16 protein-coding genes and 1 pseudogene are annotated in these 22,228 nt (G+C 41.7%); 7 read left to right on the plus strand and 10 right to left on the minus strand.

The features are described 5' to 3' along the window. Position 1 precedes the first annotated feature (1 nt). Both ACE3PQ_RS00990 and ACE3PQ_RS00995 read right to left on the minus strand, forming a co-directional pair. The gene (locus tag ACE3PQ_RS00990; protein ID WP_374294387.1) at positions 2-1,321 is read right to left on the minus strand and encodes a hemolysin family protein; all 1,320 of its coding nucleotides are present in this window, start codon (positions 1,319-1,321) and stop codon (positions 2-4) included. A 194-nt stretch (positions 1,322-1,515) separates the two neighbouring features. After that, a complete protein-coding gene (locus ACE3PQ_RS00995; RefSeq protein ID WP_241573243.1) occupies positions 1,516-2,517 on the minus strand; it encodes a LysR family transcriptional regulator in 1,002 nt (333 codons plus the stop codon). Positions 2,518-3,021: 504 nt separating this feature from the next. Between ACE3PQ_RS00995 and ACE3PQ_RS01000 the strand changes: the two genes are divergently transcribed. Then, on the plus strand, positions 3,022-4,620 hold the full coding sequence (locus ACE3PQ_RS01000) for an isocitrate lyase (protein ID WP_374294420.1): 1,599 nt from the start codon (positions 3,022-3,024) through the stop codon (positions 4,618-4,620). A 143-nt stretch (positions 4,621-4,763) separates the two neighbouring features. On the opposite strand, the gene ACE3PQ_RS01005 is transcribed toward ACE3PQ_RS01000, so the two are convergent. Next, positions 4,764-5,216, minus strand: coding sequence for a copper resistance protein NlpE (locus ACE3PQ_RS01005; protein WP_374294389.1), 453 nt, complete (start codon positions 5,214-5,216; stop codon positions 4,764-4,766). A gap of 191 nt (positions 5,217-5,407) precedes the next feature. On the opposite strand from ACE3PQ_RS01005, the gene ACE3PQ_RS01010 reads away from it, so the two are divergent. The 3 genes from ACE3PQ_RS01010 to ACE3PQ_RS01020 all read left to right on the plus strand — a co-directional run bounded on the left by ACE3PQ_RS01010 (position 5,408) and on the right by ACE3PQ_RS01020 (position 7,567). Further along, on the plus strand, positions 5,408-5,926 hold the full coding sequence (locus tag ACE3PQ_RS01010; protein WP_374294391.1) for a DUF3465 domain-containing protein: 519 nt from the start codon (positions 5,408-5,410) through the stop codon (positions 5,924-5,926). Between the two features lie 118 nt (positions 5,927-6,044). Continuing rightward, positions 6,045-6,461 (plus strand): hypothetical protein, encoded by a 417-nt coding sequence (locus tag ACE3PQ_RS01015; protein ID WP_374294393.1) that lies wholly within the window; start codon positions 6,045-6,047, stop codon positions 6,459-6,461. A gap of 134 nt (positions 6,462-6,595) precedes the next feature. Continuing rightward, the gene (locus tag ACE3PQ_RS01020) at positions 6,596-7,567 is read left to right on the plus strand and encodes an ion transporter (RefSeq protein WP_374294395.1); all 972 of its coding nucleotides are present in this window, start codon (positions 6,596-6,598) and stop codon (positions 7,565-7,567) included. A gap of 31 nt (positions 7,568-7,598) precedes the next feature. On the opposite strand, the gene cueR is transcribed toward ACE3PQ_RS01020, so the two are convergent. Together cueR and ACE3PQ_RS01030 are read right to left on the minus strand one after the other, a co-directional pair. Beyond that, on the minus strand, positions 7,599-7,991 hold the full coding sequence (gene cueR, locus ACE3PQ_RS01025; RefSeq protein WP_374294397.1) for a Cu(I)-responsive transcriptional regulator: 393 nt from the start codon (positions 7,989-7,991) through the stop codon (positions 7,599-7,601). Between the two features lie 21 nt (positions 7,992-8,012). Next, positions 8,013-10,604 carry a heavy metal translocating P-type ATPase gene (locus tag ACE3PQ_RS01030; RefSeq protein WP_374294399.1) on the minus strand — a complete coding sequence of 864 codons (2,592 nt, stop codon included), beginning with the start codon at positions 10,602-10,604 and terminating at the stop codon, positions 8,013-8,015. A 185-nt stretch (positions 10,605-10,789) separates the two neighbouring features. Between ACE3PQ_RS01030 and ACE3PQ_RS01035 the strand changes: the two genes are divergently transcribed. After that, positions 10,790-10,984 (plus strand): heavy-metal-associated domain-containing protein, encoded by a 195-nt coding sequence (locus tag ACE3PQ_RS01035; RefSeq protein ID WP_374294401.1) that lies wholly within the window; start codon positions 10,790-10,792, stop codon positions 10,982-10,984. A gap of 151 nt (positions 10,985-11,135) precedes the next feature. Here the strand turns inward: ACE3PQ_RS01035 and dapC are convergent, their stop codons facing one another. The 5 genes and pseudogenes from dapC to ACE3PQ_RS01060 form a co-directional block, all read right to left on the minus strand. Beyond that, positions 11,136-12,305 (minus strand): succinyldiaminopimelate transaminase, encoded by a 1,170-nt coding sequence (gene dapC, locus ACE3PQ_RS01040; protein WP_374294403.1) that lies wholly within the window; start codon positions 12,303-12,305, stop codon positions 11,136-11,138. Positions 12,306-12,478: 173 nt separating this feature from the next. Next, positions 12,479-15,067: pseudogene (glnD, locus tag ACE3PQ_RS01045) on the minus strand ([protein-PII] uridylyltransferase); the annotation flags it as partial. A gap of 385 nt (positions 15,068-15,452) precedes the next feature. Further along, positions 15,453-16,661: a formate-dependent phosphoribosylglycinamide formyltransferase gene (purT, locus tag ACE3PQ_RS01050; protein WP_374294406.1), complete on the minus strand. Its 1,209-nt coding sequence runs from the start codon at positions 16,659-16,661 to the stop codon at positions 15,453-15,455. A gap of 139 nt (positions 16,662-16,800) precedes the next feature. Next, positions 16,801-17,043: a hypothetical protein gene (locus tag ACE3PQ_RS01055; protein ID WP_374294408.1), complete on the minus strand. Its 243-nt coding sequence runs from the start codon at positions 17,041-17,043 to the stop codon at positions 16,801-16,803. 112 nt (positions 17,044-17,155) lie between these two features. Next, the gene (locus ACE3PQ_RS01060; RefSeq protein ID WP_374294410.1) at positions 17,156-20,086 is read right to left on the minus strand and encodes a valine--tRNA ligase; all 2,931 of its coding nucleotides are present in this window, start codon (positions 20,084-20,086) and stop codon (positions 17,156-17,158) included. 261 nt (positions 20,087-20,347) lie between these two features. On the opposite strand from ACE3PQ_RS01060, the gene ACE3PQ_RS01065 reads away from it, so the two are divergent. Together ACE3PQ_RS01065 and ACE3PQ_RS01070 are read left to right on the plus strand one after the other, a co-directional pair. Next, complete coding sequence (locus ACE3PQ_RS01065; RefSeq protein WP_374294412.1) at positions 20,348-21,070, plus strand: hypothetical protein; 723 nt, start codon at positions 20,348-20,350, stop codon at positions 21,068-21,070. 150 nt (positions 21,071-21,220) lie between these two features. Then, the gene (locus ACE3PQ_RS01070) at positions 21,221-22,030 is read left to right on the plus strand and encodes an SDR family oxidoreductase (RefSeq protein ID WP_374294414.1); all 810 of its coding nucleotides are present in this window, start codon (positions 21,221-21,223) and stop codon (positions 22,028-22,030) included. The last annotated feature ends 198 nt before the right edge of the window (positions 22,031-22,228 follow it).

Here is a 22,228-nt window from a genome sequence, read left to right on the forward strand (position 1 = left end):
TTTAGTCTGGTTTTTGTTCCGAAGTTTTTTCAAGCGTCATGCGAGTCACCAATAATTGGTCAATTTTATAGTGATCAATATCAACCACTTCGAATTTGTAACCTTCGTGTTCTACTGCATCAGCAGGGCGAGGAATCTTGCGCAGTTTATACATGATAAAACCTGCGATGGTTTCGTAGTTTTCCCACTCAGGAAAATCCTCGATAGATAAGGCATGTTTGACATCTTCAATTGGCGTTGTACCGTCGATGAGCCATGAGTTTTCGTCACGTTTAATGATTTGCTGTTCTTCTTCCAGTGGCGCAACCCAATCGCCCATTACGGTGATCATAATGTCTGACAATGTAATGACACCGACCACACGAGCGTACTCATTAATGACCACGGCAAATTTCTCTTTAGTCGAGCGGAAACGGTCTAAAAGTTCAGAGAGCGTAAGTGCGTCAGGGATAATCAAGACATTACGAATCGTCGATTCATTGAGTTGAATAAACGATTGATTATTCATGATTTTAACCAAAATATCCTTGGTATCGACATAACCAATTACTTGATCAATATGCTCATTACAAACCAAGAATTTTGAATAGGGAAACTCAGCAATTTTTTGACGAATGCTTTGCTCAGACTCTTTTAATGTGAAAAATACCACATCTTCACGAGTCGTCATGCTCGATGGGACGGTACGTTCTTCGAGCTCAAACACATTTTCAATAAAATGATGCTCTTGTTGAAGGAGGACACCCGCTTGCGCACCCGAGTCAATCACCGCTGAAATATCAGCAAACGTAATGTTGTCTTCACGTGTGGTGTTAATTTTAAATAAGCGAAATAGCATGTTGGCAATCGCATTGATTACCCATGCCAACGGTCGGCAAACTTTAATGAAAAGGGTAATTGGGTTGATGACACTGATGGCGATTTTTTCAGGGGCAATCATTGCCATGCGTTTTGGCATTAGATCGGCAAATAAAATAAATAACGACGTGACAAAGGTAAACGACAGGACGAAGCCGATGGTTTCTGCGCCTTGCCCATCATAGAATCGTGTGACAAAATCGATGATATAAGGTCGGAATGCCGCCTCACCCAAGATACCGCCAAGAATTGCTATGGCATTTAATCCGATCTGCGATGCAGCAAAGAAGTCTGCGGAGTTGTCTTGTAATTTTAAAACCTTTAAAGCACGTTCATCGCCTGCTTCCGCAAGTAGTTTAAATTTAATTTTACGTGCACCCGCTAACGCAATTTCTGAAAGGGAAAGAAAGCCTGCCGCAATGATGAGCATAAGAATGACAAGGACATTTTGAAATAAACTCACGGGGCACCTGTGCGCAGCAAAGCTAAATTGCTTTGATAATTAAATAGAATCGTATTGATTTTCAGTAGTATAGTCCGAGCATTATACGGTATTTACGATCAAAGCGGTATGTGAGCAACGTTTATCGATTTGTGTCTATATAAATAAGAAATCGCCAAATTAACTGACGATTTAGTTTGATCTTTACTTTTTAATCAATAGTTTGAAAAAGGTTGTGACGGCGTATTGTTATTGGCAATAAATTCACGATGTTCTTCTTCGACCATCTGACGTGCGACAAACAAGATCAATTGGCGTAACCAACGATGCGCAGGGTGATGGTGAAGTAACGGACACCATGCCATTTTTAGCTCAAACTCAGGAATATAAAACGGCGGATCTTTAATCGTTAATCGAGAATTATTGGCTTGTAAGCGCGCAATACGTGTCGGCAATGTTGCAATCAAATCGACATTTTGTGCAAGTAGCGCAGGCATTTGATAGTGGCGAGTAAACACTGAAATTTTACGTTTTTGACCAATTCGTTCTAAAGCCTGATCAATCCACCCAAGTCCAGCTTGTTTTTCAGGATTCACGCCAAAGCCAACGCCCATACCAGTCTTGGATACCCAAATGTGCTGTGCGTCTAAATATGTCTTTAAATTCAAATGTGTATTGGCAGGGTGTTTGTCATTGAGTAGACAGCTAAAACTATCACGCCAAACTAAGACTTGATGGAAACTTTGTGGAATCTCATTAAAACGGTTAATGGCAAGATCAACTTTACCTTGCTCCATATCTCGATAAGATACATCGCTTGGTGTGAGAAAGTCTAAAACGACGTTTGGTGCTTCAGATCGTAATGCTTTAATGAGTCGTGGAACAAGCGTTGCTTCGGCATAGTCCGAAGTCATGATGCGAAACACACGGTTCGAAGTATATGGACGAAATTCAGTCCGTGGCTCCAAAATCATCGACAGATCAGACAGCGCATCACGAATACGTGGTTGTAGTTCTAATGCACGTTCAGTCGGTGTCATGCCTTCTGATGAACGAATTAATAATGGATCGTTAAATAAAGTACGCAAACGACGCAGAATATTACTCATTGCAGGTTGGGTAACGCCCAATTGCTCGGCAGCACGTGTCACATTTTTTTCACGTAATAATACGTCTAAATATATAAGTAAATTGAGATCGACACGCTCAAGATTCATTTAATAAATACCGACAATAAACTGGAGAAATTTTAGCGATTATGCCATAAAATATGACGTTTGTATGTCAATTTCGATGACGATATATCGAAACTTATTGAAAAAAGATTCGAGATTCCACCAAAAAAAGCAGAATATTTGCTATCGAAATGGTTAAAAGACATATCTAGGGGGGAAATTTCGGCTTTTAGACATAAGTCGTAACAAGAATTTTTGGATAAAAAGAAACCTGATCATAAGAAATTATTCAAAAGCGATGTGAAATACTTATTGTAAAAGAATAGGTTGAGATTTAGCTTTTGCGCATCACATCAGGGATTACCTTCCATTTCTAAAATAAATAGTGAAAATCATCATAGGATATTGGATTAATCAAGGCACTCGGACTATCCTGTCACACATTAATAAAGTCGCTCGAGTTTTATCAATTCGACTGAGGTTTCAGAATGGATTGGGTGGAGCAGGTGACTTCAATTGATACTCCTAATATGAATGCAGGAATAGATCATGACTTATCAATCAGCTTTAGAGCACGTACGTGCCGTTAAAGAAAAACTAGGTGGTACTTGGGGCGCGATTCGTCCTGAAGATGCTGCTCGTATGGCTGTTCAAAACCGTTTCAAAACTGGTTTGGACATTGCGAAATATACAGCAGCACTTATGCGTAAAGATATGGCTGAATACGATGCGGATAACAGCAAGTACACTCAATCATTAGGTTGCTGGCACGGTTTCATCGCGCAACAAAAAATGATCGCGAACAAAAAATACTTCGGTACGACTAGCAAGCGTTATATCTACCTTTCTGGTTGGATGGTTGCTGCACTTCGTTCAGAGTTCGGTCCACTTCCTGACCAATCTATGCACGAAAAAACCTCTGTACCAAAATTGATCGAAGAGATCTACACCTTCTTGCGTCAAGCTGATGCCAAAGAATTGAATGATTTGTTCCGTGCATTGCAAAAAGCTGAAGCTGCTGGCGATGCTGCAAAAGCAAAAGAAATCGAAGCACAAATCGACAACTTCGAAACTCACGTTGTACCAATCATTGCTGACATCGACGCTGGTTTCGGTAACGAGGAAGCGACTTATTTGTTGACCAAACAAATGATCGAAGCGGGTGCTGCTGCAATCCAAATCGAAAACCAAGTATCTGATGCGAAACAATGTGGTCACCAAGCTGGTAAAGTGACTGTCCCACACGAAGACTTCTTGGCGAAAATCAATGCAGTACGTTATGCATTCTTAGAGCTTGGTGTTGACGACGGTATCATCGTTGCGCGTACTGACTCTGAAGGCGCTGACTTGACGCAAAAAATCCCAGTATCTAAAGAGAAAGGCGACTTGGCTTCTCAATATATCAGCTACTTGGATACCAAAGAAATCGACATCTCAGAAGCTGCTGATGACGAAATCCTAATCAAACGTGATGGTAAACTTCACCGTCCTACACGTCTTGCTTCTGGCTTGTATCAGTTCCGTGAAGGCACGCAACACGACCGCGTTGTCCTTGACTGTGTAACTAGCTTGCAAAACGGTGCAGACATGATCTGGATCGAAACGCCAACTCCAGACGTTGCTGCAATTAAAGCATTCGTTGATGGCGTTAAAGCACAAGTTCCAGATGCGAAACTTGTTTACAACAACTCTCCATCTTTCAACTGGACTTTGAACTTCCGTCAACAAACTTATGACCGTTGGGTTTCAGAAGGTAAAGACGTATCAGGTTATGACCGTGCGAAGTTGATGAGTGCTGAGTACGATGACTCTGAATTGTCTAAAGATGCTGATGAGAAAATCCGTACATTCCAAGCTGATGCTGCACGTGAAGCTGGTGTATTCCACCACTTGATTACACTTCCTACTTACCACACAGCTGCATTGTCTACGCATGAGCTTGCGAAAGGTTACTTCGGTGATCAAGCAATGCTTGCTTATGTTGCTGGCGTACAACGTAAAGAAATCCGTGGTGGTATCGCATGTGTTAAACACCAAGCAATGGCTGGTTCAGACATCGGTGATGATCACAAAGAGATCTTCTCTGGTGACAATGCGCTTAAAGCTGGCGGTACTGCAAACACTATGGGTCAATTCGGTGGTTAATACTCATTCATGAGTAATCACGAAGTTGACTTAAAAAAGAACTCGCTCAATTGAGCGAGTTTTTTTATTATAAAATCATTTGCAGCATAAAAAATCCCAAATGGCAAAACCATTTGGGATGGTGTCCTTGAAAATGGAAAAAATTAGTTGGCTTCTTTTTTCAAGATATACATTTCTTCAAAATCACCTGTGATTTTCTCACCAAAGCTATCTAGTGCATAAAGTTGATTTTCGGCAACAAAGTATTTACGACCATCAGCTTTTTGATCTAAAACGATAATGGAAGAGTTGCTATTATCAAAATTAAACGAACCTTTCTCTACGAAATTCTGTCCTTTGCCTTGACCTTTCCCTAGATAGGTTTCGTTGATTTCGTAGGTTTTATTTTCATTGAGCTGTATTGCTGTTTCGATACCATTACAGTCAGCACAAGGTAAAGTCCCTGTATATTTGCCATGCCAATCGAGAGAGTTTTCAGCGGTATGTGCGGGGTCGGGATTCTGCGCACTTTGTTCAGTATTTGATTTATTTTCAGGCTTTGAACATGCAGTTAAAGTAAGGCTCGTGATTGCAAATGCAAGGATTAATTTTTTCATCTTCAATATTCAAAAAGTGTCGATATCGCATAATTTATTGCAATCTTTGCAAGATAGAAAGTAGAAATATGTGATTATTCACATTTTTGTCAGATTTAGTGCGTTTATGAGGAATAATCTTCGGGTAATCTGAAGTATCAGTGATAAGATAAAGCGATCAAATGGTTATGTTCTAGGGTTGGAGTAGGATTTTGAAGTCTGCTAAAAATAAATTAAATATTGGTGTTTTGGTTGCCATAGTTGTTGCGATATTGGGTGCAAATCAATTCTTCAATCAAGATGAAAAAGCATCAAAGCATGGCAATATCAAATCTGCCATAGAGCAAACGCCACAGGAAAATCGAGCAGATAAGAACGAGGCTCAAAAGCGATCAGAAGGGGCATCGACGATTCAAAACGCATACGATCAGCAATTAAATGACGTACAAGTGCAGGCAGTAGGTACGGTAGTTGCGGTACTTCCTGACGATAATAAAGGTTCACGCCATCAACGGTTTATTCTCGATATTGGTAATGCGCAAACGGTATTGGTTGCGCACAATATTGATCTTGCGCCTCGTATTGAAAATCTCGAAAAGGGCGATGATGTGGAGTTTTTTGGTGAATATGAATATAACCAAAAGGGTGGTGTGATTCATTGGACACATCATGATCCACAAGGTCAGCATGTAGGTGGTTGGCTAAAGCATAAAGGTGAAACCTATCAATAAAATGTAGCGTTAATTGATAGCGATGGATTGCTTCTCCTATCTTAAGCATGTTTTATATTTTGCCATTAGCTTTTTAACCGTTTTCATAGCATCGGTGGTAGTGGTTAAGGCTGAGAGTGTGCCTCAGTTTTTCGCACCGATTGCTACACAGCAGACAATATTACAACCAACATTACAAACAACATTTTCTGATTTAGAACCTTTATTTAATCACAATCCATTTTCAATTGATCAGACGTCACGTCACTACGGTGAAGATCAGCCGATCGTCGAAGAAAGTCGTCTTGATAATTCGTTCTACGACGATGATGGGATGCGCGTTTACAATCACACGCTCTATAGCATGGATGAAGTCAAGTCAAAATATGCCAATGCCCAGGCGGATCAAGTTACCATGTCAGATTTATCCATTTCACTCGGTTATGGAATGGAGTTTGATGTTAAAGAAGATCAAACGGTGGGCTATGAATATACCTCTTCTTTTCCGCATGACCGCGGGCAATCCATTCGTTTATTTTGGAAAATTGCATTTTAACTTTCAATCCATTTAAATCATCAATCCATTCAAAACTATCAGTTTTAAAAATGCGTTACAAAACATGATGTTTTTTGCATTATCGAATGATTTGTTTACACTGTACGCATCAAATAAATCAATTTCAGTGAATCATGTCTGCATTTTTAAGTTTACGTCGTTGGGTTTTTCTGAATCTACATGATGATAACTATCGGAGCATGATCAGTACCTGTATCAACTATTTTTTGATTGTACTGATCGTTGCTAATGTCGGTGCAGTGATTTTAGAATCGGTACAACCACTATATAAAACATATCAGTTTTGGTTCAATCATTTTGAAACGATTTCCATAGTTGTCTTTACTATAGAGTATTTGCTACGGATTTGGAGTGTGGCAGAGCAGGATCAAAGTCGCTCACCGTGGGCGATGCGGTGGCAATGGATGAAAAGTGGTGGTGCGATTATTGATCTTTTGGCGATCTTACCTGCGTTCCTCAATTTCTTTGTACATATCGACTTGCGTGTACTGCGAATTTTACGGTTACTTCGATTATTAAAATTGACACGCTATTTTGTGTCATTACAGATTCTCTTGCGCGTGATTCAACGTGAACGTGGTTCATTTCAAGCAGTTATTTTTATCTTGGTGATCATGATTGTAATGACTGCATCAGGGATTTATATCGTTGAAAATAAAGCACAGCCCGAAGCATTTAGCTCGATTCCAAAATCAATGTGGTGGGCAGTGGTAACGTTGACTACCGTGGGTTATGGCGATGTGACACCAGTGACCACGGTTGGGAAATTTTTAGGTGCACTCATCACCATTTTAGGTGTGGGTATTGCAGCATTGCCTGCAGGTATTTTAGCATCGGGCTTGGCAAATGAGCTGAATCAACGTAATCAACGACTTGAGCTTGAATTTCGTCAACTATTGCATCAGCAAGGTTTAGATGTGTTGAACGATCAAGACGAATTGGAAAAATTGCGTCAGCGTGTCGGACTACCGCAGGAGCAGATGAATGACGTGATTATTCAATTAATAAGAGAACGAAAAGCTTTGCATGATACGCATTCGGTCTGTCCGCATTGTGGGAAGGGGATTTCGCTAAATAAAGATTAAGAAATTGAAGATAAAAAATAATGTTTATTTTTCAGCTTGTTTTTTGCAAATCGTTCAAAATTGCACATTCAGGTTGATCATTGCCCTGACATTTTTTGATGATGTCTTGTAAATGTAAAACCAGTTGTTGCATCTGTGCAATTTTACTTTCTAATTCATCGACATGGTGCTGTGCCAATGCTTTGACATCGGCACTGTTACGCTCAGGATTGTTTTGTAATTCGAGCAATAGTTTGATTTGCTCAAGATTAAAGCCTAAATTTCGTGACTGATGAATAAACTGTAATCGCTCAATGTCGTGCGCATTAAACACCCGATAACCTGCATCGGTGCGCAAGACATGCCGAATTAAGCCGATGTCTTCATAATAACGAATCATCTTGGCGGAGATGCCAGTTTTTTTGGCTGCTTGGCTGATATTCATATAAATCCAATTCTAGTTAGGCTAATTTTTTGCAGTAATTGATTGAAAGCGTTTAAGGCGTAGAGCATTAGTTACTACAAAAACTGAGGATAACGCCATTGCAAAAGCAGCAAACATCGGTGAAAGTAGCATACCATTTAACGGATACAGCACACCCGCCGCCACAGGAATCAAGGCGACATTGTAAATAAATGCCCAAAATAGATTTTGCTGAATATTGCGAATCGTAGCACGAGATAGCGCAATGCAATCCACCACGCTACTGACATGTCCATTCATGAGTACCACATCAGCGGTTTCAATCGCAATATCTGTACCTGTACCCATCGCAATGCCCAGATCGGCATGGGCAAGTGCAGGAGCATCATTGATGCCATCACCGACAAAGGCGACTTTGCCATATTTGGCTTGTAATGCGCTGATGGCTTCAACCTTTTGCGCAGGTTTGACGTTGGCAATGACTTGATCGACACCGAGTGATTGCGCAATCGCTTCGGCAGTTTTCTGTTGATCGCCACTGACCATCGCCACATGGAATTGATCTTGATGTAAAGCATGAATTGCAGATTGAGCATCGGCTTTGGCTTCATCCGCAACGGCAATTACCGCAAAGATTTGCTCATCGACACTGAGATAAAATGTGGTTTTTGCTTCACTGGTCAATTCATCAAAATGAGGCTGTAATGCAGTGGATGAAAAGCCCAATTGCTTCATCCACGTGCCCGAGCCAATCCGTATCGTTTTGCCATCAATCTGTGCTTGTACACCTAAACCAACATGTGCCTGAAAGTCAGTGATTGGTAATAAAGCTAATCCACGTACTTTCGCATCCTCAACAATAGCTTTGGCAATTGGATGCTCTGACGCAGACTCAAGTGAGGCAGCGTATTGTCGAATTAGGTCAACGTCATTATTGTCTTCTATGTCTGTCGCTAAAAGTAAATCCGTTAAAATCGGATGACCATTAGTTAGTGTACCTGTTTTATCAAAAGCAATTGCTTGAATATCCTTCGCCGACTGCAAGGCATGCACATCTCTGAACAAAATACCCAATTCGGCGGCACGACCTGTACCGACCATGATTGACATCGGTGTTGCCAAGCCCATGGCACATGGACAGGCGATGATCAGTACCGATACCGCATTGATTAGCGCAAAACTTAACCCTTGATCAGAAAATAACATCCAAGCGAGAAAGGTCAGTACAGCGATCACGAGAATGGTCGGGACAAACCACATGGTAATTTTATCGACCAGATTCTGAATCGGTAATTTGCTGGACTGGGCATTTTCCACCAATTGAATGATTTTGGCTAAAGTTGTATCACCGCCCACAGCACGGACTTGCACAATAATTTGACCTTGCTGATTCAGCGTGCCACCAATGACTTGATCATCAATAGCCTTTTGCACTGCCATTGATTCACCAGTAATCATCGACTCATCAATATAGCTTTGACCTTCAATCACCACACCATCAAAAGGCACGCTTTCTGAAGGCTTAATCATTATAATGTCATTACTTTGTATGCTATTAATATCGACATCAATAAATTGACCATCACGTTTGACATGCGCCACTTTCGGTTGCAATTGCATCAGTTTTTCAATGGCTTGCGAGGTTTGACCTTTGGCTTTGGCTTCCAGATAACGACCTAAAAGAATCAAAACGATGATCACCACGACGGATTCATAGTACACCGAAAGGTTGGCTTTAGGCAGAAGCTCAGGCAGGAAAGTCGCAACGATGGAATAACTATATGCCGCCAAAGAACCTATGGCGACCAACGTATTCATATCGGGTGCACCACGAAACAATGCAGGAATACCGTGGGTATAAAACTGCCGACCTGAAAAAATCAAGACCAACGTGGCAAGGATAAATTGCAGATACCAGCTATTTTGCATGCCGATATTCGATGCGATCCAATGATGCAAAGCAGGAATAAAGTGACTTCCCATCTCCAATACAAATACAGGTAACGCTAAGACGATGGCAAGGATTAACTTTTTAAATAATTCATCGGCTTCAAGCTGACGGCGTTCGCTATAGCTTTTTTGAGGTGCTTGTGCTTCATACTTATTTGTTGAATCATTTTTTTGCTGTTGTACAACAGTCGCTTGGTAGCCAACCTGTTCGACTTGAGCTATTAGTTGATCTGTATCAACCATTGAGGTGTGATGAATGTTTGCCATTTCCGTCGCAAGGTTGACACTGGCACCAGTGACACCATCAATTTTTTGTAATGCACGTTCAACCCGACCGACACATGAGGCACAACTCATGCCGTCGATACGCAATACGCTATGCACATCATCTTGTACTGATACATTCACTTGTTGTGCATCTTGATGTAAGGTCGCTTGATAGCCTGCTTTTTCGATGGCTTGGGTGATTGATGTGCTTAATTCGGCATTAGCATTCGCATTGTTCGTTTGCACGGTGGCGCGTTCGGTCGCAAGATTCACACTGACGCTCTCGACACCATCAACCTTGGCAATCGCTCGTTCGACACGACCCACACATGAGGCACAGCTCATGCCTTCGACATCAAAGTTAAGCGTTTTTTGTTGCTGATTTATGCTTTGTTGGTTCGGGGCTTGTTGACTCATGGTTGAGTACCTCTATTGATAAGGTTTAACACTATTTTCAACCTTACCATGATGGTAAAGTCAAGTGATACATTTTTCTGGATTGAATAATGAGTTTTTAGTATGTGTGATGGATTTATTTGCTTGACCTTACCATAGTGGGAAGCTTTATCATCATCATGATACAGAATACATTGGAGTAAAAAATGAAATTACATGTAGAAAATATGACTTGCGGACACTGTGAAAAAGCCATTAAGCAAGCCATTGCAAGCGCAGATCAAAATGCACAAGTTGCGGTGGATTTGACCACGAAACAAGTTGATGTGGAAACTGTGCTTAGTCTTGAGCAAGTACAAAGTGTCTTAAAAGAAGAGGGCTATACGGCAACTTTAATTTAAATTTGCACTGTAGCTATTTGTATTAGGGATGAAGTTGTGTCTAAATTCAATTTAGAACCCCACCTAGCCTCCCCTTAAAAGGGGAGGAATTCTGACCATTTTATTAGATGGTTTTCCCCCTGAGTAGGGGGAATTAAAGGGGGTTTTATTGTTAGATAATTTTCTTCAATCGTTCTACCACTTCTTCGCACTGCGCAGTACTTGCCACCAAAGCCATACGCACATGATTCTCACCCGGATTGCCTTGTTCAGTTTCACGTGACAAGTAGCGACCTGGAAGCACTTTGATGTTTGCTTCTGCAAGTAATTTTTTGGCGAAGGCTTCATCATTATCAACTTGCAACCAATAATAAAAACCTGCATCGGGCTTTTTAAATGGTAGGCGATCGCCTAACTCTGATTGAAATAATGCAAACTTCTGACGATAGGCAATGCGGTTGTCTTCGACATGCTCTTCATCATCCCATGCAGCGATCGACGCAAGCTGATGTTGCACAGGCATGGCAGCACCGTGATAAGTGCGATATTTCAAATACGGCGCAAGCAGTTTTGCATCACCTGCAACAAAACCTGAACGCATTCCCGGAAGATTCGAACGCTTAGAAAGCGAATGAAACACCACGCAATTTTTATAATCATGGCGACCGATCTCAGCACAAACTTGCAGTAAGCCAACAGGCGCTTGCTCAAACCACAATTCCGAATAGCATTCATCCGAAGCAATAATAAAATCGTACTCGTCAGATAGCGCAATCAGCTGTTGAAAATCTTCACTGCTGAGTACAGCACCAGTCGGATTGCCCGGTGTACAGACGAATAAAATATCGGTCTTTTCCCACACTTCGGCAGGTACTTGACTAAAGTCACCTTTGTAATCATTGTCCGCTGTACAGTTGACAAAATAAGGCGTTGCGCCTGCAAGCAACGCTGCACCTTCATAGATTTGATAAAACGGATTGGGCATCACTACATAAGGCGTTTTGCTACGATCAACCGCTGATTGCACAAAAGAGAAAATCGCTTCACGTGTGCCACTGACAGGCAGGATTTGTGTTTCAGCATAGATGCTTTGTAGTTGGAAACGATTGCTTAACCAATTGCCAATACTTTGACGAAGCTCAGGTAAACCTTTGCTATTTGGATAAGTGGAAAGATGCGCAAAGTTGGCTTCGATCGCTTGCTGTACAAAGGCAGGCGCAGCATGTTTTGGCTCACCGATCGACAGTGGAATTAACGGCAAGTTTGCAGGTTGAATATCTGCAAAGAGTGCATTTAATTTTTCAAAAGGGTAAGGGTGGAGTAATGCCAAATCAGGGTTCATAACCGCAAGTTCCAAATTTCATCTATGTAAATATTTTTCAAGTTATCAACTATTGATTTCTAACTATAGTCGAAGTAATTGATGTCTGATACAAGGCAACCGAGCGAAGCTGTACATAGGGTACTGCGAGCGAGGTTAACGATGTAGCAGATTTCAAGTAATTTGACTATAAATCAATGCTGTATCGTCACTTGATTCGAAGCTTCGTCCAAAGCCGCTTTAAGCTGTTCAGCAAAAACCGTCGATTCTTCTTCAGTCAGTGGCGTACCGTCAGGCTTGGTGACGAAGAAAATATCTTCGGCTTTCTCACCAAGCGTAGCAATACGTGCAGAATGAATATCAATGCCTTGCATCATAAACAAACCGCCAATTCTTGCCAAAAGACCTGGTTGATCGAGTGTGGAGATTTCTACCATATTTTGATTTAAAGCACGGTTTAGGCGAATATCAACACTATTTTCCACTTCAAAATGACGTAGACGACGTGGAATCATCCGTTGCATCAGCGCAGGATATTGGTCAATTTGACTCAAGCCTTTGACTAAGGTTTCCACGACTTGTTTTTCACGACTTGGATCGCTTAGCAATGAACCCAAACGGTCATGAATCACATAGGTATCGAGTGAAAAATTGGTCGCTGCGGTAATAATCCGTGCGTCTTGGACATCGAGATTTAAACGATCAAGCAGGGCAACTGTGGTCGCAAATAGGTTCGGTGTATCTCGAGTATAAATAAACAGCTGAATCGCTTTACGGTGCTCACGAATTAGCACAAGTGGATCGCTATTTTCACCATGACGCAAGATCGCAGTGGTATGCCAAACCACTTCATCGACCGTTTCTTTTAAGAAATAATCATCGCCAAGCTCTTTCCACACTACTTCGATTTCATTCGGAGGAAATTCATCTGAGAGTTTTTCCAGTGCAGAAAACTTGGTGTCTTCAATCAGCATTTGATGATCAATCGGACGGTCTAATCCACCTCGGATAATTTCACGAGATTGCGAGTAGAGCTGACGCATTAACGACGCTTTCCAATTGGTCCACAGCGTTGGATTGGTCGCATTAATATCGGCAACAGTCAGACAATACAGATAATCCAAGTGCTCCATATCACCCATCGCTTCGGCATAACTTTGCACCACATCAGGGTCGGAAATATCTTTTTTCTGTGCGGTGAGCGACATCATTAAGTGATTACGAGTCAGCCATGCGACCATTTTGCCTTCACGTTCACTGAGTCCGTGTGCACGGCAAAACTCAATCGCATCCTCTGCGCCCAGTTCGCTATGATCACCACCACGACCTTTTGCAATATCGTGGAACAGCGCAGCGATAAAGATAATGTCTTTACGTGCAAGGCGTTGGAACACGTTGCAGACTACAGGATATTGCTTGCCAAACTCAGGCTCGGAGAAACGATTCAAATTACGAATAAGTAATAAAGTATGTGCATCGACGGTATAAATATGGAACAGATCGTATTGCATCAAGCCCATGATCTGCCCAAATGCAGGAATATAATTACCCAGCACACCATAACGACGCATCGCAACAAGCGTGTCGTACAAACGATATGGCGAACGAATAATCGCTAAAAATAAAGCTTTATGTGCATCATTATTACGGAAGTTTTGATCAATCTTCTTCGCCGCCAAAAGCAGCAACCGCAATGTGCGTGCTCGAATACCTTGAATCTCTTGATTGTTCGCCATCAGATAAAAGACTTCTAAAATCGCACTTGGCGTTTCCGAGAAGACTTTGTGATGGGTAACTGCCAGTTTGCCATCGACCAATTTAAAGTTTTTATTTAATGGTTCAATTTGACGTTCATAATCCGCCAAACGGGGGATAATTACTGCTTCATTAAAGTAGTTGATCAGTAATTCACTCAAAGTCGAAACACTTTGCGCCACACGATAATAACGCTTCATAAATTGTTCAATGGCGTGATTTGGATGTTTACCATCCTCACGTTGATAGCCGAAACAAGTGGCAATCTCACGTTGATAATCAAACAATAAGCGGTTTTCATCTCGTTTAGTGAGGCGATGTAGATAGTGGCGAATTTCCCATAAGAAAATTTCCGCTTCTTCCAATATTGCTAGTTCAAACTCACTAATAAATCCAAGATGCACCAAGTCGTAAATCCGACCAACACGGAAGTGCCGTTTGGCAATCCAACCGATTTGGTTCATATCACGTAGACCACCGGGAGCATTTTTAATATCGGGCTCAAGGTTGCTTTCAGTATTATTATGTTGTTCGTAGCGTTTCTTTTGTTCAAACACTTTGGCATCGAAGAAGGTCTTGTCCGTCCAACTTTCTGACACAATACGACGTGGCCATTTTTTTAATAATTCATTGCCACTGAGTAAACGTGCTTCGATCAACGATGTAGCAATAGTGACATCGAGCTTGGCTTGGTCAAAACATGCTTTAATAGTGCGAACGCTAATCCCAGGTTTAAAATTCCCCACATCCCACAGCGAAGATACGAAAGTTTTGACTTTATCTTGTGTGGCTTCATCCAATTCTTCCTCAGACAGAATCAGCACATCCACATCAGAGTAGGGCAACATCTCACGGCGACCATAGCCTCCGACTGCAAAGAGTGCTAAATCAGTCTGATCCAATCCTGCATTTTTCCAAAGAAAATCTAAGGCTAAATCAATCTGATCCGATCGCGCAGTGACCACATCTCGAATGTTCACCCCATCGGCAAAATATTGATCAAGCTTGTCTTCGACTTTTCCACGCCAAATCGTCAAGCCTTGCAGATCTTGACCTAAGCGAACATATTCAGAAATGGGAGGAAAATCTAACATGTGATGTGCTCTTAAAAATTGCTGAAATCGAAAAACATATAACACAGAGTATTATGCAGTATGACTGTTTTAGGGAAGTCTTACAGTATTTACTCAAATGTCAGAATTAACCTTCGGTTCGACCTACTTTTCTTTCGGGAAAAGTAGGCAAAACCATTTTGTCTGTTGCAAACTCGGTCATACATTAAGTATCTATTCAATAGATTAGTAAACACTACTTTGCATACTGCATGCTGACCTCAAACAATGCAACAGACGCTTCCACGTATCAAATATTTGCTTACTCATCATTTGTGGTCAATTTATCTTTTAGATGCAATTATTCCGATGGGTTTACTTGTACCGCATCGGCAGTTGCTTTGGCAAGTTGACGTGCACTTTCAATCGTTTCTGCACGTGCTGTTGCCACGCCCATACGACGTTTGACAAAACCTTCAGGCTTACCAAATAAACGTAAATCCGTATTAGGGTGCGTCAATGCGTGTTGCAAATTACTAAAGCTTAAATTCTCACCATCTTGACCTGCATAGATCACCGCACTGGCAGCAGTACTGTGACGAGTAGTATTCACTGGCAAGCCTAGAATTGCCCGAGCATGGAGTTCAAACTCACTTTGGAATTGACTCGCCAATGTCACCAGACCTGTATCATGCGGACGAGGTGACACTTCACTAAACCATACTTGATCGGCTTTGATAAATAATTCCACACCAAAAATACCACAACCACCCAGTGCCGTTGTGACTTTATCTGCAATGCGCTTGGCTTCAATCAGCGCAGTTTCGCTCATTGGCTGAGGTTGCCAACTTTCCACATAATCACCTGCTTCCTGACGGTGTCCGATGGGGTCGCAGAAATGGGTTTCGATGACACCTGTTTCAGGATTTTTGGCACGGACGGTCAGTAGGGTAATTTCATAATCAAAGTTGATTTGCGATTCGATAATCACTTTACCTTGATTGACTCGACCGCCTTGCATGGCGTAATCCCAAGCGGCATCAACTTCTTTAAAGTTGGTCACTCTAGATTGACCTTTACCCGAAGATGACATCACAGGTTTGACAAAGTTTGGATAGCCAATATCATCACATGCAGCACGGAAGCTCTCCAAGCTATCAGCAAAACGATAAATCGACGTCGGTAAGCCCAATTCTTCGGCAGCGAGGCGACGAATCCCTTCACGGTTCATGGTCAGATTGACTGCTTTAGCAGAGGGGATCACCGTAGCGATATTTTTTGCTTCAATGTCTAATAAGACTTCGGTAGCTATCGCTTCGATCTCAGGTACGATCAGATGTGGTTTTACTTCTTCGATTAAAGTCTTTAACGCCGTCGCATCATTCATATTCAAGGTGTAACTGCGATGTGCGACTTGCATGGCAGGCGCATTGTCATAACGATCGGCTGCAATCACTTCAACACCTAGGCGTTGCAGGGAAATCACTACCTCTTTGCCGAGCTCACCTGAACCTAAAAATAACACCCGAGTTGCAGAAGATTGTAAAGGAGTCCCGATGCGTACTGTCATGCCGTCAACCTAAAATAATAATTTTATCGTGGGCTTTAGCATAGCAGACAGAGCGCAGGACATATAGCCTAAAGACAGGCTGATCTATGCACAAATGTTAGAAAATGATCAAACATTAAACAATAAATATGATGTTGATTTATATTTTTTGAAAATACAAAATCGCCTTAGCAATGACTTGTAAAAAGTGAATTACTGCTTCTTTGCTGAGGCAGGCTTTTGGTAAGTCGGCATTGAAGTCTGCAGTACTTCGACAGCCAAGCACCATAATCACCACGCTACGCAGACCAAGTGCAGACAAACCTAGAACCTCATCAAGCAATACATTGTCAAAACCACCAATTGGCGTGTCATCAACCGCTAGAAAGTAGAGAAATGGCAATTTGACTAAAGAGGATTGAGTCGATCAAATAATGGTATTTAGTATGTGCAAAAATAAAAACCTAGAACACGAGTGCACTAGGTTTTTTTTGAGCTAGGGCTTTTGAAACAAATTACAAATTTGCAATCTGTTCCATATTCGCCTTGATCTTGCTAAGTTGATCGGCAAATTCCGCCAATTTCACTTTTTCACCTTCGACTACAGCAGGCGGTGCTTTTGCCACAAAACCTTCATTTGCGAGTTTATTTGCGATTTGGTCATGTTGCTTTTGTACTTTGTCTAAGTCTTTTTGCAAACGAGCAAGTTCAGCTTTTGGATCAATCAAACCTTTCATCGGCACGAATACCGAAGCCTGACCGACCACACTTGACGATGATAGCGGTGGTTCTTGATCAAGACTCAAGAACTCGATACTTTCCACTTTTGCCAAAGCCTTAAATAATGGCTCAATGCGCTCAATACGAGTACGTTCTGCATCGCTGATATTTTGCAATAATACAGGCAACAGGCGAGCATTACCCAAGCCCATTTCACCACGGATATTACGTACCGCACCGATCAAGGCTTGTAGCCAATCCATATCAGCTTCGGCTTGATTGTTGATTTTCGCTTCTTCGGCAACAGGGTATGGCGCAAGCATAATGGTGTCGCCACCACGTCCGATCATCGGTGCAAGCGTCTGCCAGATTTCTTCAGTTAAGAATGGCATCAATGGATGTGCAAGACGTAGCGCAGATTCCATGACTGAAAGTAAGACACGGCGAACTTCGGCTTTACGAGCTTCTGAAACATTTTCATCATTCAATACTGGCTTGGTCAGCTCGACATACCAGTCGCAATATTCATTCCAAATAAAGTCATAAATGGTCTGTGCCACGAGGTCAAGGCGATAAGTTTCAAAGCCCAATTTGACCGCTTGTTGTGCCTTTTGTAGACGGCTGATGATCCATTGTTCAGGCAATTCCCACAGCTCAGGCTGTGCCGTTTGTGCAACCTCTTTGCCTTCGACATTCATCATCACGAAGCGAGTCGCATTCCAAATTTTATTACAGAAGTTGCGATAGCCCTCGACACGTTTCATATCGAATTTGATGTCACGACCCGTATTGGCAAGTGCGCAGAAAGTAAAGCGTAGCGCATCTGTTCCATATGCGTTAATGCCGTCTGGGAATTCTTTACGCGTGGCTTTTTCGATCTTCGGCGCAGTTGAAGGATTCATCAAACCAGTGGTACGTTTTTGAACTAAGGTTTCAAGATCAATACCATCGACCAAATCTAAAGGATCGAGCACGTTGCCTTTAGATTTTGACATTTTTTGACCTTCGCCATCACGTACCAAACCATGTACATAGACAGTTTTGAACGGGACTTGTGGTTTGCCATGTTCATCTTTGACGAAGTGCAAAGTCATCATGATCATTCGGGCAACCCAGAAGAAAATGATGTCAAAACCAGTCACCAAAACATTGGTTGGATGGAAGGTTTTTAAGAAATAATTTTCCGCATCTTTTTGTGCATCGCCAGTCCAGCCAAGCGTTGAGAACGTCCACAGCGCAGAGGAGAACCATGTATCCAGTACGTCTTCATCCTGACGGATTTCAAGATCATCAGCTAAGTTATGCTTCTCACGAACTTCGGCTTCGTTACGTCCAACGTAGATATTGCCTGCGTCGTCGTACCATGCAGGGATACGATGTCCCCACCAAAGCTGACGGCTGATCGCCCAATCTTGAATATTGTTCATCCATGCCATGTACATATTGCTGTACTGTTCAGGAACGAATTTTATGTCGCCATTTTTCACTGCTTCGATCGCAGGCTCAGCAAGCGGTTGAATCTTCACATACCATTGATCTGATAATAATGGCTCAACGATCACACCTGAACGCTCACTACGAGGTGCTTTAAGGGTATATGGCTCAATTTTCTCTAACCAACCTTCGGCTTCAGCTTCGTCAACTAATTTTTTACGTGCAACATAACGCTCAAGTGCGACATAGCTTTCAGGTGCGGTGATGGTTTTGGTTACTGGTACGCCAGTTTTTTCCATCCAGTCAAATTCACCCAAGATTTTGGCATCTTTATCAAAGATATTAATCACTGGTAGATCGTGACGTTTGCCAAGATCATAGTCATTGAAGTCGTGTGCTGGCGTGATTTTGACACAACCTGTTCCAAAGTCTTTGTCTACATAATCATCGGCAACGATGGGTACAAGACGACCTGTGATCGGTAGCACGATATTTTTACCAATCAAATGTTGATAGCGTTCATCTTCAGGATGTACTGCAACCGCACTATCGCCAAGTAGAGTTTCAGGTCGAGTGGTCGCCACCACAAGATAGTCATTGCCATCTTTGGTTTTCAGTGATTTATCTTCAAAGAAATAGCGGAAATGCCACAATGAACCTTGTTCTTCTTTGCTTTCTACTTCAAGGTCAGATAGGGCAGTATGTAGCTTTGGATCCCAGTTGACGAGGCGTTTGCCACGATAAATCAAACCTTCTTCATGCAAGCGTACAAAGACTTCTTTCACAGCATCGGATAAGCCATCATCCATGGTAAAGCGTTCACGTGTCCAATCTACAGAAGAACCAAGACGACGAATCTGACCTGTGATCGTTCCGCCTGATTTTTCTTTCCATTCCCAAATCTTTTCTAATAATTTTTCACGTCCCAAATCATGACGAGTAATGCCTTGCTCACCAAGCTGACGCTCTACAACGGTTTGCGTTGCAATCCCCGCATGGTCTGTACCCGGTTGCCACAAAGTATTATGACCTTGCATGCGGTGGTATCGAGTCAACGCATCCATGATGGCATTGTTAAAACCATGTCCCATATGCAAGCTACCTGTCACGTTTGGCGGTGGAAGCATGATGGTAAAAGGTGTTGCCGTTGAATTCGCTTCTGCAGCGTGCGGTTTAAAGTAACCATTGTCTTCCCAGACTTTGTACCATTTGCGTTCAATATCAGATGGATCGTAAGTGGTTGCAATATTTTGGGCGGTATTTGAGGCTTGGTTTGAGTTTTGTTCAGTCATTGGATATGGCGTATGAAATAGCAAAAAATTGGCGTTATTCTAGCAAAAATAGTCGTAAAAATATATGCGCAGATTGTGCATTCACGATGCGATGGATAAGAAAATATACATGCCGAAAAATGCAATTGAGCATCTAGGACGGACTTGTTACACTGATGAAAGAATAGCGTATGCTTGATCAGATTCGATTTTCAAATTTAATCTTTAAGCTTGATTTTTCAGTTTGATCATTACGCAGAAAAATGCTTCAAAGGAATTTGGATGCAAAGATTAAAAAATAAAAAGCAGGGGTACGTAGCGATGACTACACAAAATGTCCATCTAAAAATACACGATCGAACCTATCGTGAGCTTGAAGATATTAATACACGGCTCAATCATGGTGATGGCAAAGATTTGTCTAAAGACTTGGGACAAGTCTTTACCGAGATTACCCATCAAGTGCTTGATCAAGTGTTTATGGAGCTCATTCATGCCAATAAACAACAACCTGAACTTGCGGATCATGCCGATGAAGCTGAAAAAGTGTTGGGTCAAATCCGAGAACAATTGCAAAAATATATGCCGTGGGCAGTTGGCATGTTTAATAATGATCGCTTGACGCCTGTATCCAATCATATGGTGGCGCATTTTGATTTGAGTAATCCCAAAACCAGTTTGCTTCGCTATGCAGTGCCTGATTCACTTGTGCAAAGTATGCTGAAAGATGTTGAGCGTATCCAACAAGGTGATTTGTCAGCGATTGATTCGATGTTGAAAAATATTATTGAAGTGATTGATCTGGGTGTAACTGAATTTATTCGTAAGCCAAAGTCGATGCTGAAATTTAACTTTGTGGTGGATAAAACCTTAAATGGCGTGATTCATCTTGTTACTAGTATTGGCTATAAACGCATTGAAAAAATGGGACAGCATTCTTCTCCACAGCTTGCAATGCGCTATGCTGAACATTTTCAAAAGTTTATTTATGCTGAGTCTGCTTAGCTTATTAGGGTCTGTCATTTGAGTGACAACTGATATAACGAAACTATGACAAAATGGCTTCGTAAAATGGATAAAAAGTGCTTTAGAAATTGTGAACGCTTAGTGATTTGTTTAGCGTGCATCAATCATATAAGGAGCAAGGAATAAAAAATGAGTTATAAAGCAAAGACACTTGAGCAGAAAGTGGTTTGGATCACTGGAGCAAGTTCAGGAATAGGCGAAGCACTTGCCAAAGTATTTGCCAATCTCGGTGCAAAAGTAGTGCTATCAGCACGTCGGATAGATGAGCTAGAGCGTGTACGTCAGCAGTTAAACAATTCTGAAAAGCATCTGTGCGTTGTCTTTGATGTAATACAAGTGGATCAAACGCAACAGGCGGTAGAGCAAGTCATTGAAAAATGTCAGCGCATTGATTATCTGATCAACAATGCAGGGTTAAGTCAACGTGCTTTGATTGCAGATACCTCCATGGATACCGAGCGTCGCATTATGGAAATTGACTATTTTGCGCAGATTAACTTAACCAAATTGGCTTTACCTTATCTTGAAAATCAAGGCTCTGGGCATGTGGTCTTTATTTCCAGTGTGGCAGGTTTACTCGGCACACAATACCGAGCCAGTTATTCAGCGGCAAAAGGTGCAATCCATATGTGGGCGAACAGCTTACGTGCAGAATATGCAGAAAAAGGGCTCAATGTATCGGTGGTGTTCCCAGGCTTTGTCAAAACCAATGTGTCTTTTAATGCGTTGAATGGTGCAGGGCAAGCCCAAGCGCATCAAGATGAAGCCATTGAAAATGGTTTAGATGCCGATGATTTTGCACAAAAAGTGGTTAAAGCTTTGCTGAGTAATCAAGAATACATCGTCGTGGGTGGACTGAAAGAGAAGCTCGGTGTAGCGATTTCCCGAGTATCTCCGAAGCTGATGTATAAGATGATCCGAAAAAGCAAAGTGAAATAAAGTCATTTTAAATAAAGCACATTTCAAATAAAACAAAGTCAAAACACTTTAATCAGTCGAGACTGTAAATAAAACTGTGTAAACGCTTAAACTATCCCTCAACGTTGTTGGGGGTAACACAGGTGTTTACCATGAAAGATGAAGCAATGTTGGCATTAGCTAAAGAATTTGCCAAAAACCTAAAAACAGAAGCTGACC

Source organism: Acinetobacter sp. (assembly GCF_041911495.1).
GTDB lineage: Bacteria > Pseudomonadota > Gammaproteobacteria > Pseudomonadales > Moraxellaceae > Acinetobacter.